General features: G+C 49.2%; 12 protein-coding genes and 1 tRNA gene. 2 read left to right on the top strand and 11 right to left on the bottom strand.

Going from position 1 to position 15,400, the window contains the following annotated elements:
- The first annotated feature begins 167 nt into the window (after window positions 1-167).
- Both ACSVDI_RS02760 and ACSVDI_RS02765 read left to right on the top strand, forming a co-directional pair.
- Window positions 168-1,670 carry a sugar ABC transporter ATP-binding protein gene (locus ACSVDI_RS02760; RefSeq protein WP_457944545.1) on the top strand — a complete coding sequence of 501 codons (1,503 nt, stop codon included), beginning with the start codon at window positions 168-170 and terminating at the stop codon, window positions 1,668-1,670.
- A gap of 16 nt (window positions 1,671-1,686) precedes the next feature.
- The gene (locus tag ACSVDI_RS02765; protein WP_457944547.1) at window positions 1,687-2,643 is read left to right on the top strand and encodes an ABC transporter permease; all 957 of its coding nucleotides are present in this window, start codon (window positions 1,687-1,689) and stop codon (window positions 2,641-2,643) included.
- A 302-nt stretch (window positions 2,644-2,945) separates the two neighbouring features.
- On the opposite strand, the gene ACSVDI_RS02770 is transcribed toward ACSVDI_RS02765, so the two are convergent.
- From ACSVDI_RS02770 to ACSVDI_RS02820, 11 genes are all read right to left on the bottom strand, one after another.
- The gene (locus tag ACSVDI_RS02770; RefSeq protein WP_457944548.1) at window positions 2,946-4,133 is read right to left on the bottom strand and encodes an IS256 family transposase; all 1,188 of its coding nucleotides are present in this window, start codon (window positions 4,131-4,133) and stop codon (window positions 2,946-2,948) included.
- Window positions 4,134-4,291: 158 nt separating this feature from the next.
- Window positions 4,292-4,690 carry a hypothetical protein gene (locus tag ACSVDI_RS02775; RefSeq protein ID WP_457944550.1) on the bottom strand — a complete coding sequence of 133 codons (399 nt, stop codon included), beginning with the start codon at window positions 4,688-4,690 and terminating at the stop codon, window positions 4,292-4,294.
- A gap of 41 nt (window positions 4,691-4,731) precedes the next feature.
- On the bottom strand, window positions 4,732-5,946 hold the full coding sequence (locus ACSVDI_RS02780) for a hypothetical protein (RefSeq protein ID WP_457944551.1): 1,215 nt from the start codon (window positions 5,944-5,946) through the stop codon (window positions 4,732-4,734).
- A 362-nt stretch (window positions 5,947-6,308) separates the two neighbouring features.
- Window positions 6,309-6,392, bottom strand: a tRNA-Leu gene (locus ACSVDI_RS02785).
- A gap of 192 nt (window positions 6,393-6,584) precedes the next feature.
- Window positions 6,585-7,856, bottom strand: a complete 1,272-nt coding sequence (locus ACSVDI_RS02790) for a methionine gamma-lyase family protein (RefSeq protein WP_457944552.1) — start codon at window positions 7,854-7,856, stop codon at window positions 6,585-6,587.
- 122 nt (window positions 7,857-7,978) lie between these two features.
- Window positions 7,979-8,716 (bottom strand): GNAT family N-acetyltransferase, encoded by a 738-nt coding sequence (locus ACSVDI_RS02795; RefSeq protein ID WP_457944554.1) that lies wholly within the window; start codon window positions 8,714-8,716, stop codon window positions 7,979-7,981.
- Window positions 8,706-9,743 (bottom strand): M42 family metallopeptidase, encoded by a 1,038-nt coding sequence (locus ACSVDI_RS02800; protein ID WP_457944556.1) that lies wholly within the window; start codon window positions 9,741-9,743, stop codon window positions 8,706-8,708. Before ACSVDI_RS02800 ends, ACSVDI_RS02795 begins: the two co-directional genes overlap by 11 nt.
- Complete coding sequence (locus ACSVDI_RS02805) at window positions 9,740-10,759, bottom strand: M20/M25/M40 family metallo-hydrolase (RefSeq protein WP_457944557.1); 1,020 nt, start codon at window positions 10,757-10,759, stop codon at window positions 9,740-9,742. The genes ACSVDI_RS02800 and ACSVDI_RS02805 overlap by 4 nt, the downstream gene beginning before the upstream one ends.
- Before the next feature lie 83 nt (window positions 10,760-10,842).
- Window positions 10,843-12,228, bottom strand: coding sequence for a UDP-N-acetylmuramoyl-L-alanine--D-glutamate ligase (gene murD / locus ACSVDI_RS02810; protein WP_457944559.1), 1,386 nt, complete (start codon window positions 12,226-12,228; stop codon window positions 10,843-10,845).
- Between the two features lie 249 nt (window positions 12,229-12,477).
- Window positions 12,478-14,472, bottom strand: a complete 1,995-nt coding sequence (locus ACSVDI_RS02815) for a putative bifunctional diguanylate cyclase/phosphodiesterase (RefSeq protein WP_457944560.1) — start codon at window positions 14,470-14,472, stop codon at window positions 12,478-12,480.
- A 125-nt stretch (window positions 14,473-14,597) separates the two neighbouring features.
- Window positions 14,598-15,308, bottom strand: coding sequence for a gamma-glutamyl-gamma-aminobutyrate hydrolase family protein (locus ACSVDI_RS02820; RefSeq protein WP_457944561.1), 711 nt, complete (start codon window positions 15,306-15,308; stop codon window positions 14,598-14,600).
- Between the last annotated feature and the right edge of the window lie 92 nt (window positions 15,309-15,400).

Consider the following 15,400-nt stretch of genomic DNA (forward strand, 5'->3'; position numbering starts at 1 on the left):
TTTTCGGCTACGGCTGTGGGGATGGGTCAACCATAACCCGTCCCCATCCTTTTGCCGGAACATCGGTTCACCCTTTCTCTCCGTGTTAACCGTTTTCACGGGAGGCGCCGGGGCGGGCATCCATGAAGAACCGAAATGTTGAATCAGTATTGAAAGGAAGTATACAAATGGGGAAGGAACCGATTATTAAGTTGTCCGGTATCAATAAATCCTTTCCCGGTGTGAAAGCGTTGTCTGATATATCAGTCGAATTTTATCCGGGTGAAGTCCATGCGCTTTTAGGTGAAAACGGGGCAGGAAAATCCACTTTGATAAAAATTATTGCCGGCGTATATCAGGCTGACACCGGAAGTTTGGAAGTTAATGGGAAACAAGTCAGTTTTAAAAATCCACGGGAAGGCATTGCAAACGGAATCAGCGTCATTCATCAGGAATTAAGTGTTATTCCTGACCTGACAGTTGCCGAAAATATTTTTCTTGGCCGCGAACCGAAATTAAGCTCCGGTCTGCTTGACCGCAAGAAAATGAATACCGAAGCGCAAAAAATCCTCGATTCTCTCGGCGTACATATTAAAGCAAAATCCGTAATACGGGATTTAAACAACGCAGACAAGCAAATGGTGGAAATCGCGCGCGCTGTGTCACAGGACAGTTCCGTTGTGATTATGGACGAGCCGACCTCTTCTTTGTCTCAGCACGAAGTTGATGCACTTTTCACCGTCATTCATAAATTGAAAAAAAATAATGTTTCCATTATTTATATATCTCATAGACTCAAGGAAATTACGACTGTATGTGACCGCATCACCATTCTCCGCGATGGCACACTGATTAAAACCGCGCCGCTTTCCGAAGTGAGCGAGGATGACATGATTACGCTGATGGTTGGGCGTCAGATGACACAGTTCTACTACCGTCCTGACAGTGACAGTATTAAGGATAATGTTGTGCTGAAGGTCGAAAACTTGACTCGCGAAGGCGTATTCAAGAATGTTTCTTTCGAACTGCACCAAGGCGAGATTTTGGGTGTTGCCGGGTTGATCGGCGCGGGCCGTACCGAAGTAATGCGTGCTGTTTTTGGCGTCGACGAATATAACAGCGGCAAGGTTACTGTTTTTGGCAAAGAGGTTCACTTTCACTCTCCACGCCAGGCAATTCGCGCAGGGATAGGATTGATTCCGGAAGATCGCCGTGGGCAGGGGCTTTTACTTGCAAAGTCGGTAAAGCAGAATACATCCCTTGCCAGCATTTATGAAAACTCCAATCACGGTGTAATTGATGAAAAATGGGAAACCAATGTTGCGAAAGAGTACATAAAGATTCTTCACACAAAAACACCGAGTGAAATGGCACTGGTGCAAAATCTGTCCGGCGGAAATCAGCAAAAGGTTGTTATTGCAAAATGGCTGGTTGCAAAATCGAAAATCCTGATTATGGACGAGCCGACAAGAGGAATCGATGTAAACGCGAAAGCTGAAATCTACTTGCTGATGAAGAACTTTGTTGAAAGCGGTGGAAGCATTATCATGGTGTCGTCCGAAATGCCAGAGGTGCTCGGCGTATCGAATCGGATTATGGTGATGAGCGAAGGCCGCGTTTCCGGATTCCTCGACAATAAAGAGATTACGGAAAAAGATATTATGAGACTGGCCAGCATAAACGCTGGTTGAGCTGGGGGATTTTAAAATGAAAGAACAATTAACTATAAAGCGCATTGTGCACGATTATACTATGCCGCTTTTTCTTCTCTGTTTGTTTATTGTTTCTGTTATTTTTGTGCCGCGTTTCGGTGAAGTAGAAAACCTGATTAACGTACTGATGCAGATTACCATTAATGCACTGATTGCAACCGGAATGACGTTTGTTATTCTAACCGGCGGCATCGACCTTTCGGTCGGTTCAGTCGCGGCTTTGACGGGCATTATTGCCTCTACCATGATCAATACCATGCCGAACAGCGGTATCCCGATGAGTATTCTTGTTATTTTCGGCACATCCATTGTCATTGGCGGCATTTGCGGCGCGTTTAACGCCTTTAACGTTTCCCAATTAAAGGTTCCGCCGTTTGTTGCAACACTCGCTATGATGAGTATTGCTAGAGGTCTTGCGTATGTGTTTACGAACGCCAAACCGGTTTTTGGAATGCCCGAAGCGTACAGCTGGATCGGCCTTGGTTATATTGGCATGATTCCGGTTATGGTTATTATCATGATTATTATTCTGGGCATTGCCTATCTGGTGTTGAACCGCACCTGCTTCGGTCGTTATGTTTTTGCCGTTGGCAGCAGTGAAGATGTTTCTCAGTTAAGCGGAATCAACGTCAAAAAAATTAAGGCATGGGTCTATATCATCTGCGGTATCCTTTCTGCACTGGCGGGCGCCGTACTTTCTTCCCGCTTACAGGCCGGCCAGCCGGCGGCGGCAAACGGTTATGAGCTGAACGCGATTGCAGCAGTTGCCATGGGCGGTACAAGCATGTCCGGTGGACGCGGCGGTATTGGCCAGACTATCATCGGGTTGTGTGTTATCGGTATTATCAATAACGCCCTGAGCCTGCTTGGCGTTTCTTCCTACTGGCAGACCATCGCAATGGGCGCGATTATTCTGGTTGCCGTCATTTTTGACCAAAACAAGAAAGACTGATAAAAGCTACGTTATTCTTTAACAGAAAAATATATTCCGGATTATAAAGTATGCTCCCTTTATGTAGGACAGTGAAAAAACACGGTTCCTCATAAAGGGAGCATTGTTATATCAAAGAAAAAATAGCCTACGGGTTTCTCAATTCAGGCTATCCATGATGTTTTTTGCATTGTAGTTTTAACCCAATCTCTCTGCTCTATTTTCAAGTTTTCCACGTTGTTCATTCAATCTGAATACTTTAATCCATATCCCACTGGGCTGTGTCAAGAGAAGTTCGCAATTTAGGGGCTCCACGAAATAAATTAAGCTGCGTTTAGCAGAAGTGTCTGAATCGATTTAGGATTCAAATATGCTCTGGAAACAGACCAATCTTCAGCGTATTCCATGAGATATGTTGTTACCAGCCGCAAGTAGGAATCGTTGTTTGGAAATATCCCAACGACGTTGGTTCTGCGCCGGATTTCCTTGTTCAGCCGTTCCAGCATATTGGTCGATGAAATTTTACGGGCATCAAGCTCGGGGAATGCATAGAAAGCCAGTGAGTCCTCCAGCCCATCTTCCAGAAGCTCGATTGCCTTGGGAAACCGCTTCCCATATTGCTCCGACAACTGCTTTGCGCGCTGTTGGGCTAATTGGAGAGAAGGCGCCAGCCAGATTTCTTTCAGTTGGACCGCAAAGGATTCTTTTTCTTTCTGCGGTATATGGGCCAGAATATTTCGCATGAAATGCACTTTGCAGCGTTGCCAGGATGCGCCGGGAAAACTTTCTCGGATGGCGGCAATCAGCCCTTTGTTCGTATCGGAAACCACCAGCAGCGGTGTTTTCAAGCCGCGATCCAAAAGACTTTGAAACAACTGGGAATAGCTCTCTTTGGATTCGTCCAGCATCGGCTCCACGGCGAGAATGTCCCTGTGCCCTTGCTCGTTGACGCCGCAGACAACCATCACCGCCATGCTGACGACACGGCCATCCATACGGACTTTTTCGTACAGGGCATCCGTCCAAATGACAGGATAACGAGTATCCGTCAGAGAACGGTTGCGAAATTCCTGTACCTGTTCATTGAGCCCTTTTGTCATCTCACTGACCTGACTGCGGGAGAGGTTCTCTATCCCCAGACTGTGAGCCAACTTTTCCATCTTCCGTGTGGACACGCCCTGCACGAATGCCTCCTGAATAACCTGTACCAGCGCCGCCTCGCTGCGTTTGCGTTCCGTGACAAAGAACGGGATATATCCATGGCTGCGCAGCTTTGGCACCATGAGATACATCGTCCCTACGCGAGTATCCAGCCTCCGGGGACGATATCCGCAGCGGTAGTCACTTCGAGACGGATTGTGCGCATTCTTTTCCGCCCCCACAAGGCCGGAAACCTCCGCCTCCATCAGTTGAGCGCAGAGCCATTCCAGCATACTGAGCATCGGGTCGGGCTCCGCCATACATTTCAGTAGCAATTCCGTAAGATCTGTGTTATTCTTTCCTTGAGTCATTGGGGCCAACTCCTTCTTTGAATGTCTCGATACCATTCATTTTATCGGAGTCCCAATGGCTTTTCTATACCTTCGCGAAATTGCGAACTTTATTGTACTCTATCCAAACCCGCAGTAAACATTCCTGCGGGCTTAATATCTCTCTGGAAAAGCAAACATTATTTACGGATGAGATCATACTCACTTTCGATTTCACTGATTTGAGTATCGTTAAAATTTTTACTGGATAAATATCTTCCTTTATCAGATGAAACCGTGTAATATCCGAAAGAAAATGAAGAAACACAAGTCCCCTTAGAATACAAAGAAGCAGAAAGTATTGTTCCACTCATTTGACGCTGATCTAAACTCTTTATAATAAAAGCGCCATGAAACATCTTTAAAAATTCATTAATTTCCTTTTGTTCCGTTATAACATGACTTGTTCCGTAAGTACCATCAAAAATCCTGATTTGATCTACTGCCTCTGGATAAATTCCAAACTCTTTTTGAATTGGTCTTGGAATAATGAATTGGTTAAAAACAACGATTATGATTACAATAGCACTAATAATCATAGCAAGAATTACTCTTCGACGTTTTTTTCTGTTAATATGAATCACCACCTATAATACCAGAAATCATTTATGTTTGTCCATGTATATGTAAAGAAATGCGAGAGGCTTGTATCCCACCCTGTTGCTATTCTAAGATACGTTGTCCCTGATTGTTCTTGATAGCCTACGACGAATGCCGTATGGTTTCCATCAGCTCCCCCATTGGGATAATAATGGGTCGGAGCATCCATAATAAAAGGAATATCATGATTAATATTTGTTTTTATCCAATCCCAATTAAAATTTCCATTCGCTCTAAAATCACTACCAGCTTCATCAGTTATATCATGATTTGCTGTATAGTTTCCCATCCCATTATAGGCATCTATTGGATATGTACCAAATATATTACTATGCAACATTAAAGTTTTCAACCAATCAAAGGAACTCATATAAACATTAGGAATTGAAAGTGTTTCAGGCATATAAAGATTATTAATGAGTCGTCTTTCGCGCCAATATTTTAATAGACCCATTCCCGCGGTTGGTGAACAATGATTGGTGACTGTCCCTAACCCATGAGTAGAATAATATGTAGAAAACTCATTAGTTGTTGCAGGAACAAAATCACTAGTCGAGGGACTTCCAGATTCACTAGCCCACAAGTATTTTACATTAGCCCATCCTGCCCCTGAGGTATTTGGTGTAATTGTTGATGATATTGCTTCTCTATAAGCATAGGTATTCTTTTTGTTCTGTTGATATATTTTATTTATTTCGGCTTTGGTCAGTGTTAATTTTAAATTATCATTTAAATAATAGTACGCATTATCTTTTGGTGTTAAAAAATCTGCATTACCAGTATAAATTAATTTTTGTTTACCAAGTGTAGATTGATTTGTAACTGGTTGACCTGAAATACTATAAACACCATCAAATCCAAATTCATCTATATAGTAAGTGTCATCATAACTTACTAAAATATAACCAGTCGGCTTTCCTTCTGTACTGAGGTTTATAATATAACCATTTACATATTCATTTAAGTCATATGTAGGAATAATTTCTGAAATCGATGTAGATTTTTTCCATGTAATGCCCGGTATATTGGTTTGAATTTCTTGATTAATAAAATCATTAGTAAAAGTCGAGATTTCAATTTTAGAAGTTTGATTTGTGCTTGAACTAGCATCTGCTGCGAAAGCAGAAACAGAACTTGTCAAACATATCATTACAATAATAACTAAGCTAAAAAGTTTTTTTATGGCATATCTCATAAATTAGCTCCTTCGTTTTACTATTTCCGAATATAAATTTGTAATGTCTTACAGTATCTTATGGTCTTTCCTCCTTCATTTAAAGAATAAAACAGGAACTATTTATTGTCAATATATACAATTCAAATTTATTTAGGTAAATATTACCAAGCAATATAACGAAGTATTTATAGAAAAATATTATAGATATATTTCATTATAGTCATTACTTAATCAATTATGGCAGCAAAGGAATAGGTTTAAGATAACCACAAAGTGCTCTCTAAAGCTCCGTAAACCCCAAATAAACCCCATTTGGGCTAATATGCAAAAAAAAGAAACCCGAAAAGCTAGCATTCATGCCGCTTTCCGGGCTTTTTAGTTGGTGCGGGTGACAGGACTTGAACCTGCATGCTTGCCGCACCAGAACCTAAATCTGGCGTGTCTGCCAATTCCACCACACCCGCATGGGAAAAGCAGGCTAGGAGCCTGCTCTATTTTTTCTGTTGCATCGATTCTGATTTTGAACCGATGCAACAGTAATTATATCGTACAAACGGACTTTATGCAAGCCCTATTTGTTTTGAAAGTGCTGTTTTTGCTGAAGAGGGAAACTCGGACGGCAAGGCTTTCGTTGTGCGGCTGCTGCTTTGTTTTCCTTAACGGCTGCCCAGTACGCCCTGTTCCAGCATGGACTGGGCGGCCAGCATGGCGCCAAGGCGGCCGCTGTGGTAATTTAAGCCGCCCTGCATCCAGGCAGCGTAAGGCTCACGCAGCGGAGCGTCCGCAGAAAGCTCTATGGAAGCGCCCAGCGTAAACGCACCTGCCGCCATAATTACTTTGGAGTCGTAGCCGGGCATGTCCCACGGTTCCGGAACGACGAAAGAATCAACCGGCGCACCTTTTTGCACCCCGCGGCAGAACGCGATCAGTGCTTCCTCGCGGCGAAGCAGGACGGCCTGGATGATGTCCGCACGCGGTTCGTCAAAACGGGGCGTAACGTCGTAGCCGAACTGCGTAAACAGCGCGGCGGTAAAAATGGCGGTTTTCAGCGCCTCGCCGGTCACGTGCGGCGCGTGGAACGCACCCATGAACAACTCCCGGTTGTTGCCGAGCGTTGCGCCGATTTCACGGCCCGTACCCGGCGTAGTCAGGCGGTAGGAGCAGCTTTCCACCAGGTCGGCCCGGCCTGCAATGTAGCCGCCGGTGGGGGCTACGCCGCCGCCGGGGTTTTTAATCAGGGAACCGGCCATCAGGTCGGCGCCGCGGGAAACGGGTTCCTCGCGCTGGACAAACTCGCCGTAGCAGTTATCCACCATCACGATGCAGTCCGGCGCTTTTTCCTTTGCAATCTGCGCGATTTTTTCAATATCCTCCACAAACAGGGAGGGACGCAGGCTGTATCCGCGGGAACGCTGGATGTAGACCATCCGGATACCGGGATGCACGCGTGCGGCGATTTCCTCATAATCCGGCGTGCCGTCCGGCTTTAAGTCCACCTGTTCGTAGCGGATGCCGAACTCTTTCAGCGAGCCGTTGCCGTTGCCGGTCAGGCCGATGACGCCGCGCAGGGTATCGTAGGGAATGCCGGTTACGCTGAGCATGGTGTCGCCGGGGCGCAGTACACCGAACAGGGCGACGGTCAGCGCATGGGTTCCGCTGACGAAATTATGGCGGACCAGCGCGTCCTGCGCGCCAAGGGCCTTGGCATAAACTTCATCCAGCGCGTCGCGCCCGCGATCGCCGTAGCCGTAGCCCGTGGAGGCGGCAAAGTGGCTTTCGCTTACGCCTGCCTGGGAGAAGGCGGCCATCATTTTCTGCTGGTTGTATTCCGTGGTTTCATCAATTTTATCACGGTAGGGTTTGGTCCGTTCGGAAGCCCGTTCGGCGGCTTCCAGTATTTTTGAGTCAATTTTAAAATATGGATACATTTGATCTCCTTGCGGTTAGCAGGTTCTGTTTATTAGCAACCATTAAGATTAGAAAGTCCGGTGCGATGCCGTTTTTAAAACTGCCCACTCTGGCAGAACGGCTGACCGGTTCTACGATTCCATTATGCAATGGTTTGTTCTACAAACGTTCCGTGGGACAGGAACCCGCAGGAACGGTAGAATTCCTCATTGACACCCCGGGCGCGGAAAATGTAAAGTTCCCGCTGCTCCAGATTCGAAATGAGCGCCGCGAGTGCCGCACGCCCGTATCCGTGCCGCTGCAGCACGGGTTTGCACGCAACGGCCGAGAGGATCGCTTTACTCTGCGTTTTCGCACTGCAAATTGCGCAGGAAACCAGCGCTTCGCCCTGACGAATCCCCACGGCAAGGGCCGTGCCGTGGCGGATGCGATGGGATAAATCAAGGTAAAACGGCTCGAAATCAGGAGGGGTAAAGGTGGGTGTTTCGCATTCGCACAGCAGCCCGTGAAGATCCCGAAGGCTGGGGTTCAGTTCATAGCTGGCGGGCGTTTTCAGTGGCTTTAGATTCAGGTAGCCCATAATTTCGCCGCTTTGGGCGGTTTGAAACCCGGTATGCTCTTCATACTTCCCGGAGCAAATCAGGATTTTTGCACCGGTCATACGGATAAAGCTGTGCAGTTCTTCAAAGTCGGCGCCGGGTTTGACGGAAAGGATCATTACGTCGTCCAGTTTGCAGAGGGCGGCCTTGTCCTCCTGCACCCAGATTTGCGCGAACGGTTCCGAAAAGCCATACGCGTCCGCGGTCGCAATAATCCGGCACCCGAACGCGGAATCCGCGAAGGGGGAAAGGGTTTCGGGCAATTCTACTTTACTGATCATAACTTACTCCGCCTGCAATATCCCCGGCAAGTGCAGAAATCAGTTTTCCTGCCGCCTCGTAGTCATCCTGTGAAATTAAGCCGACCGCAGAATGCAGGTAGCGGCAGGGAAGCGAAACCGCAATGGTGCGCACGCCGCTGCGGGAAACGTGAATGGCGCCCGCGTCATTTCCGCCTGCAACCGCCTGTTTGGCCTGACATTTTACGCCGATCCGCTTTGCCGCGGAGAACGCCATTCTATAATATTCCTTATCGTAAATTGTGTGCCTGTCCATGAAAGAAAGAACCGGGCCTTCGCCTACGCGGCAGACCTGTCGGTCTTTTTTCACGCCGGCCACATCGGCTGCCGTAGTGGACTCCACCACAATCGCAGCGTCCGGCTGAACGACGTATGCGGCGGTTTTTGCACCGCGCAGGCCGATTTCCTCCTGCACCACGAAGGTGAAGAACATGTCGTACGGCAGGTCGCTTTGAATCATGGAAATCAAGATGGCACAGCCGGCGCGGTCGTCCAGCGCACGGCTTTTCACCATGCCGTGGGAGGTATCGAAGATGGAGTCGAAGCAGACCGGGTCACCCGGCAGAACATACTGTTCCGCTTCTACCCGGTCGGCGGCGCCGATATCAATATATAAATCCTCAAGCGGAACGGATTTTCCTTTTTCTTCTTCCTTCAGCAGATGAATCGGTTTTGCGCCGATAACGCCAGGAATTTTGTCGTTCACGGTAACAGCCCTTCCGCAGAGGACCCGGCGGTCGATGCCGCCGACGGTATCGAATTTCAGAAGGCCCTCGTCGGTAATATGGGTGACAATCAGCCCGACTTCATCCATGTGGGCGCTGACCATCAGCCGGTTTTGCGGGCGTTTTGCCCCTTTCTTAAAGACAATGATATTGCCGAGCGGGGTAATTTCCACGCTGTCGGCATACGGCCGGATTTCCTCCAGAATAAGACTGCGCACCGCATCTTCACTGCCGGAAATTCCGCGCGCCGTGCACAGGCGCTTCAATAAGGATAAATCGCTCATGCCTGCACCTCCTTGATATAATCTGCCATTAATTTCGCTACATTTTCCACGTCGTTCAGGTCGATGACCTCTACCTGAGTGTGCATGTAACGCAGCGGAATGGAAATCAGTGCAGACGGAACCCCTTTGCGGGTAACAGAGATTTCATCGCAGTTCGTGCCGGTGGAGCCGCCCATAACATCCAGCTTGTACGGCATTCCGGCAGCCTTGGCCAGTTCCACAAACCGGTCGCTCATGATGCGGTCCAATGCGGGGGCAATGCCGATCATTGGTCCGCCGCCAAGTTTCCCACACTTTTCAGGGGGCACGTCCGGTTGTGCGGCAAAGCTCACGTCCACCGCGATGGCGCGTGTGGGATTTACGGAATAGGTTCCGGTCATGGCGCCCTGTCCGCCGACTTCTTCCCGGCTGCTGCAGACCACGGTCAGTTCGCAGTTCAGGTCGGTGTCCGCCAAAAGCTGAACGCAGCGGATCAGTGCAGCAACCCCGGCGCGGTCATCCAGCGCGGCGGCGCTTACGCGGCTGCCGAGCAGAGCCTTCGGTTCCGCGTAAAGCAGAATCCGGTCGCCCGGCTGAATCAGGTGTTCAGCCTCCTCTTTGCTCAGGCCGACGTCAACAGAAAGCTTGTCGATGGGTTCCACCTTGTCCTCGCTGCCGTCGGAAAGGTGCGGCGGCGTGCAGCAGACGATTCCGTGCAGCACCTCGCGCCCGTAAACCAGCACGGGGCTGCCGGGAAGCACACGACGGTCCACACCGCCGCTGCGGTCGATATGTAAGAATCCGGCATCGTCAATTCCCGTTACAATCAATCCGATTTGGTCGATGTGCGCGTCCAGCATGATATGCTCTTTTGCGCCCTTTTTTCCCAGCTTTGCGATGACGTTGCCCATCGGGTCAATCGAGGCTTCGCCATACCGGGAGAGTTCCTTCGCGGCAATCTGTGCCGCCGCGTGTTCGTCGCCCGGGGTACCCGGTGCCGCGCAGAGGCGGAACAGAAGTTCTTTCAATTCGTTCAAATTTGTCACTCCATATATTAAAGTTTCGCAAACAATCCTACTTGCTTTTACGATTCATGGTCATTTACGGCTGCGATTTCCTGTTATAGCAGGTTTACCAGCTTCTTGAATTCTTCCCCGCGTGTTTCGTAGTTCGGGAACATGTCAAAGCTGGCGCAGGCAGGGGAGAGCGCTACAATATCCCCCTCAACAGCCGCTTTCCGGCAGGCATTTACCGCTTCTTCCAACGAATGAACGCGGATGATTTCCGGGCTGCCTTCCCGGTATTGCGGAGCCGCCTTTACGCTGGCCTCAATTTTATCGGCGGTGGCACCCATCAGAACCAGTACCTTCACGCGGTCCACAACAACCGGGCCAAAGCTGTCAAACGGAATCTTTTTATCATATCCGCCGGCGATGAGAATGATTTTCTGGTCAAACAGGGAAAGCATTCCCATTGCGGTGCGGCTCGGTGTCGTGCCGATGGAATCGTTGTAGTAACGCACGCCGTCCAGCTCCCGCACAAATTCGCTGCGGTGTTCCACGCCGCTGAATTCAGCGGCAATTTTGGCCATGGTTTCCGGTTCCACCCAGCCCCACAGGGCACAGATGGCCGCCATGTAATTTTCAATGTTGTGCCCGCCCGGTATTTTGATTTCGGACACGTTCATCACCGGGGTATCCACGCCGTTGCTAGTAAATACGATTTCTCCGTCTTCACTCAGCCACGCACCGCGCGCGCAGCGCTGTTTGCGGCTGAACATCAGCACATCCCCGCGTGCTTCCTCTGCAAACCCAAGGGTAATAGCGTTGTCGCAGTTCAGCACGGCGCGCCCAAACGCATTTTGGTGCAGCAGAATGTTCTTTTTCGCATCGATGTATTCCTGCATATCCTTGTGCACGTCCAAATGGTTTGGGGATACGTTTGTGACCACCGCCACATCCGGGCTGCGGCGCATGGAGATCAGCTGAAAGCTGGAAAGTTCCACCACAGCGATATCGTCCGGCTGGATTTTTTCCACCTCCGGAAGAAGAGGATTCCCGATATTTCCGCCCAAATGCACCGTTTTTCCCGAAGCTTTCAGCATTTCGGAAATAATGGTGGTGGTGGTGGTTTTTCCGTCGCTGCCGGTTACGGCAACGATTTTACAGGGGCACAGGTCGAAGAAAAGCTCCATTTCGGAAGTAACCGCGCTGCCGCGGCGCCGGGCCTGTTCCAGTTCGGGCAGGGTGTAGCGCATGCCCGGGGTGCGGAAGATGATTTCTTCCTCCAGATTTTTCAGATAATCTTCTCCAAGCTGAAGGCGGACACCCATGCGCTCCAGCTCATCCGCTGTTTTTCCCAGCGCTTCTCGGTCACGGCGGTCACGTGCGGTAACCAACGCGCCTTTTTGAGCGAAAATTTTCACCAGCGGCAGGTTGCTTCCGCCGATTCCGCAGAAAGCGACGGTTTTTCCCTTTATATTTTCATAGAATGCGGTTATATCCATTCGATTTTCATACCTCCGGATTGTGTATTTGAACTGCCGTGAAACCGTTTCCGGCAGTCGGAACGACGCGGCCCGTTTTCCGGGATCTTCGGGGCCGGCCATGAATATTATACGTTTCCTAATATGAAATAGCAAGTAAAAACGAGAGCGCCGCGCGATGAATCCGATTCGTTGCGCAGCGCCCTCGTTTTAAAATTTATCAGAGGGCTTTTATTTGGTTTTCTTTCCACGGCGATTTATCAATGGTTTTCAAGCAGGGTGAACGTCCATCTGGTGGGAAGCCGCATCGAAAGAGGATATTTTGCCCAAATCAGTCAGCTCCGTTCTGCTTCGGCCAAGGTATTTTTCCGCTTCTTCACCGGGCAGAGGGCGGGCGTACCGGAACCCTTGAATCCGGCTGCATCCGCAAATTCTTGCAAAGCGGTCGTGGTCTGCCGTTTCCACGCCTTCGGCGGTTACGGTCAGATTCATACTCCGGAAGATTTTTGACATGTCCCGCACCATTATATAGCATTTCGAATTGTTCATGGAATCCCAGATTAGACTTTTATCGATTTTTACCATTTGAAAAGGCAGGTCGATTACGTGCGACAGGTTGGAATAACCGGTACCGAAATCATCCAGCGCGAAACGGATTCCAACATCGCTGAGCTGCCGGATCTTTTCCGAAATCATTTCGTAGTTGCTAACCAAGAGGCTTTCGGTGATTTCAAAAATAATACGGCTGGGGGAAACGCCGCTGGCACGGATGATCTGCAGCGCACGCGGGACAAAATCCGGCCGCATCATTTGGGAAATCGATAGGTTAACCGATACGGTTTCCAACGGAAAGCCACGCTGTAGCAGTTTGCGGATATATTCGCAGACCTGTTTTAGAACCTCATAGCCGATTTCAACCACCAGCCCGGTTTCTTCCGCCAACGGGACAAATTCTTCCGGGGAAAGGAAGTTCCCGTTGTCGTCTCGGATTCGGACCAATGCTTCCACTTCGGTAAAGCTGTCGCGGGAAATGGAGTACAGTGGCTGGTAGTACACTTCCAGACGATTGCTTGCCAGCGCAGAACGCAGGATTTCATAAAGTGTGTGCTTGCGGCGAATCTGCCCGATAATCTCCCGGTCGCAGAAAATCGGCTGCGCGCTGCCCAGATATTTCGCGCGTTCCACAGCAGATTCCAGCATGCTTACCAGCTCGCCGCTGCTCGAGGCGGAAGCCGGGTACTGCGCTGCACCAATGGCCGCGCTGATGTGGCAGACATTGCCGGGAATTTCCCACACATGGTTAAACCGTTCCGCAATGCGGCTAATATCGGTCAGGCAGGTGTTGATGCGGTTTTCGTCAAAAATCACCGCAAATTTATCCCCTCCGAACCGGTAAACGTCTTTGGGGGAAACGACGGATTTCAGGTAGGAGGAAATTGACTTCAGAAGAAAATCGCCGTTGGCTTGTCCAAATTTATCGTTGATAAATTTGTAGTCATTCAGGGATACCACCATAACAGTCATCGGCCGTTTCTGACGGATCCTCCAGTTTAGGGTTTGCAGGTAGGCCACCCGGTTGGGCAGGCCGGTCAGCTGGTCCTCCCAGATTCTATTATTCTGAAGATAAAGATAGGCAACGAGAAGAACGCACACGCTGGCGTAACCGCTGAGGATGATGTGCGGGAAAAGATATTGGAGTACCGCAACCACGGTGATCGTGAAAGGGAAAAACAGAAGCGTTTTCGGCGCCCCTGCCGGGAGGTTGCGCAAGTGGCTGAAAATGGTGATTACCATGATTAGCGCGTATAGGTAATGAATGCCGTAAACCAAGAAATAAAGCGGTCCGTGCATGGCTAAGCCGTCCCCGTTCAGCCGGAGCAAGGAGCCGGTCACCGGGTTCAGGCAGATTAGAACAAGAAAGCCTGCGTACGGCAAAAGCGACAGCAGAAAATTCCAAAGGAATTTTCCGGTGGTGTTTTCATACACGTAAGCCAGCACATACAGCTGGCAGACAGTGGAACAAAGTGCTGTTGCAAGCTGGTGAACCGTCCATACCGCTAAAAGCTGCCATGTAACGAAATGTGAATGATACGTAAACATGATTAGATAAAGCACATTGACGGTCATAGAGAAAAAAAGCGTATAGTAACAACTTTGGAAAATACGATTCCGAATGGAAAATCCCATTTTATATCCATGAGAGTAAATCCAAATTATTACAAGCAGGACAAGGGAAACCAATTCTGTTTCATAATGCCAATCCACATCATCACCGTCCCCGTCCATTCTAAATTTTATATAAAAATATATTCAAAATAAGACAATTATAGGCAAAATCCTATATTACATCTTATAATAGCATATCCACCTTGTTTCGTATAGTACAAATTTTAAGTTTTGGATGCGTCGACAAACCGATTGATAATTTTTTGTTGAACCTGATACTCTTTCCACAGGTATTCTGGATGCCACTGGACCGCCAGAAAAAAGGGATGACCCGGTAGGTAGACGCATTCTACCAAACCGTCTTTCGAGCGGGCGGCGCAGCGCAGGGAGGGCGCCAGTTCACGAATGGCCTGGTGGTGCATGCTGTTAACCAAGAGTTCCCCCGGCCCGGCTATTTCCGCAAGCGGCGTGTCAGGTTCCACGGTTACCGTGTGAATCGGTACGGTGTAGGGGCGCTGCTGGCTGTGCGCCACTGGCAGCCCTTCCACCTGGGCTGCAATATCCTGATACAGGGTTCCCCCCAGGCCGACGTTAATCAGCTGAATGCCGCGGCAGATGCCGAGCACCGGCTTTTGAAGCGTTAGCACCTCGTTTAGGAGGGCAAGTTCTAATTTGTCCCGCTGCTCGTTGATGGCGCCGCAGAAGCGGAGCGTTTCCTCGCCAAACCGCGCGGGGTGCACATCCGGGCCGCCGGTGAATAGGAACCCGTCGCACAAACGGGCCAGCGCGGCAATGTCCGCCGGGTCTTTCGAAAGCGGAAGCACCAGCGGAATTCCACCGGCCGCCTCCACGGCTTCCATATAGTTCGGGCGCATCCATAATTTTTCCTGTTCTGTATCGTACAGAGGAGTAAGGCCGATCAGCGGCTTTTTCATGGCGTTACCATCCTTTCGCTGGCTGCAGATTCATCTATTTTGATTGGAAAACCGAGTATTCAAACTTTTCCAGTTCCGCTCCTTTTAGTGTA

The organism is Caproiciproducens sp. LBM24188 (assembly GCF_054130445.1).

Bases quoted from the DNA above. Each gene is read 5' to 3' on its own strand.
- ACSVDI_RS02760 (WP_457944545.1), top strand. From the start codon at position 168: ATGGGGAAGGAACCGATTATTAAGTTGTCCGGTATCAATAAATCCTTT.
- ACSVDI_RS02765 (WP_457944547.1), top strand. From the start codon at position 1,687: ATGAAAGAACAATTAACTATAAAGCGCATTGTGCACGATTATACTATG.
- ACSVDI_RS02770 (WP_457944548.1), bottom strand. From the start codon at position 4,133: ATGACTCAAGGAAAGAATAACACAGATCTTACGGAATTGCTACTGAAA.
- ACSVDI_RS02775 (WP_457944550.1), bottom strand. From the start codon at position 4,690: ATGATTATTAGTGCTATTGTAATCATAATCGTTGTTTTTAACCAATTC.
- ACSVDI_RS02780 (WP_457944551.1), bottom strand. From the start codon at position 5,946: ATGAGATATGCCATAAAAAAACTTTTTAGCTTAGTTATTATTGTAATG.
- ACSVDI_RS02790 (WP_457944552.1), bottom strand. From the start codon at position 7,856: ATGTATCCATATTTTAAAATTGACTCAAAAATACTGGAAGCCGCCGAA.
- ACSVDI_RS02795 (WP_457944554.1), bottom strand. From the start codon at position 8,716: ATGATCAGTAAAGTAGAATTGCCCGAAACCCTTTCCCCCTTCGCGGAT.
- ACSVDI_RS02800 (WP_457944556.1), bottom strand. From the start codon at position 9,743: ATGAGCGATTTATCCTTATTGAAGCGCCTGTGCACGGCGCGCGGAATT.
- murD (WP_457944559.1), bottom strand. From the start codon at position 12,228: ATGGATATAACCGCATTCTATGAAAATATAAAGGGAAAAACCGTCGCT.
- ACSVDI_RS02820 (WP_457944561.1), bottom strand. From the start codon at position 15,308: ATGAAAAAGCCGCTGATCGGCCTTACTCCTCTGTACGATACAGAACAG.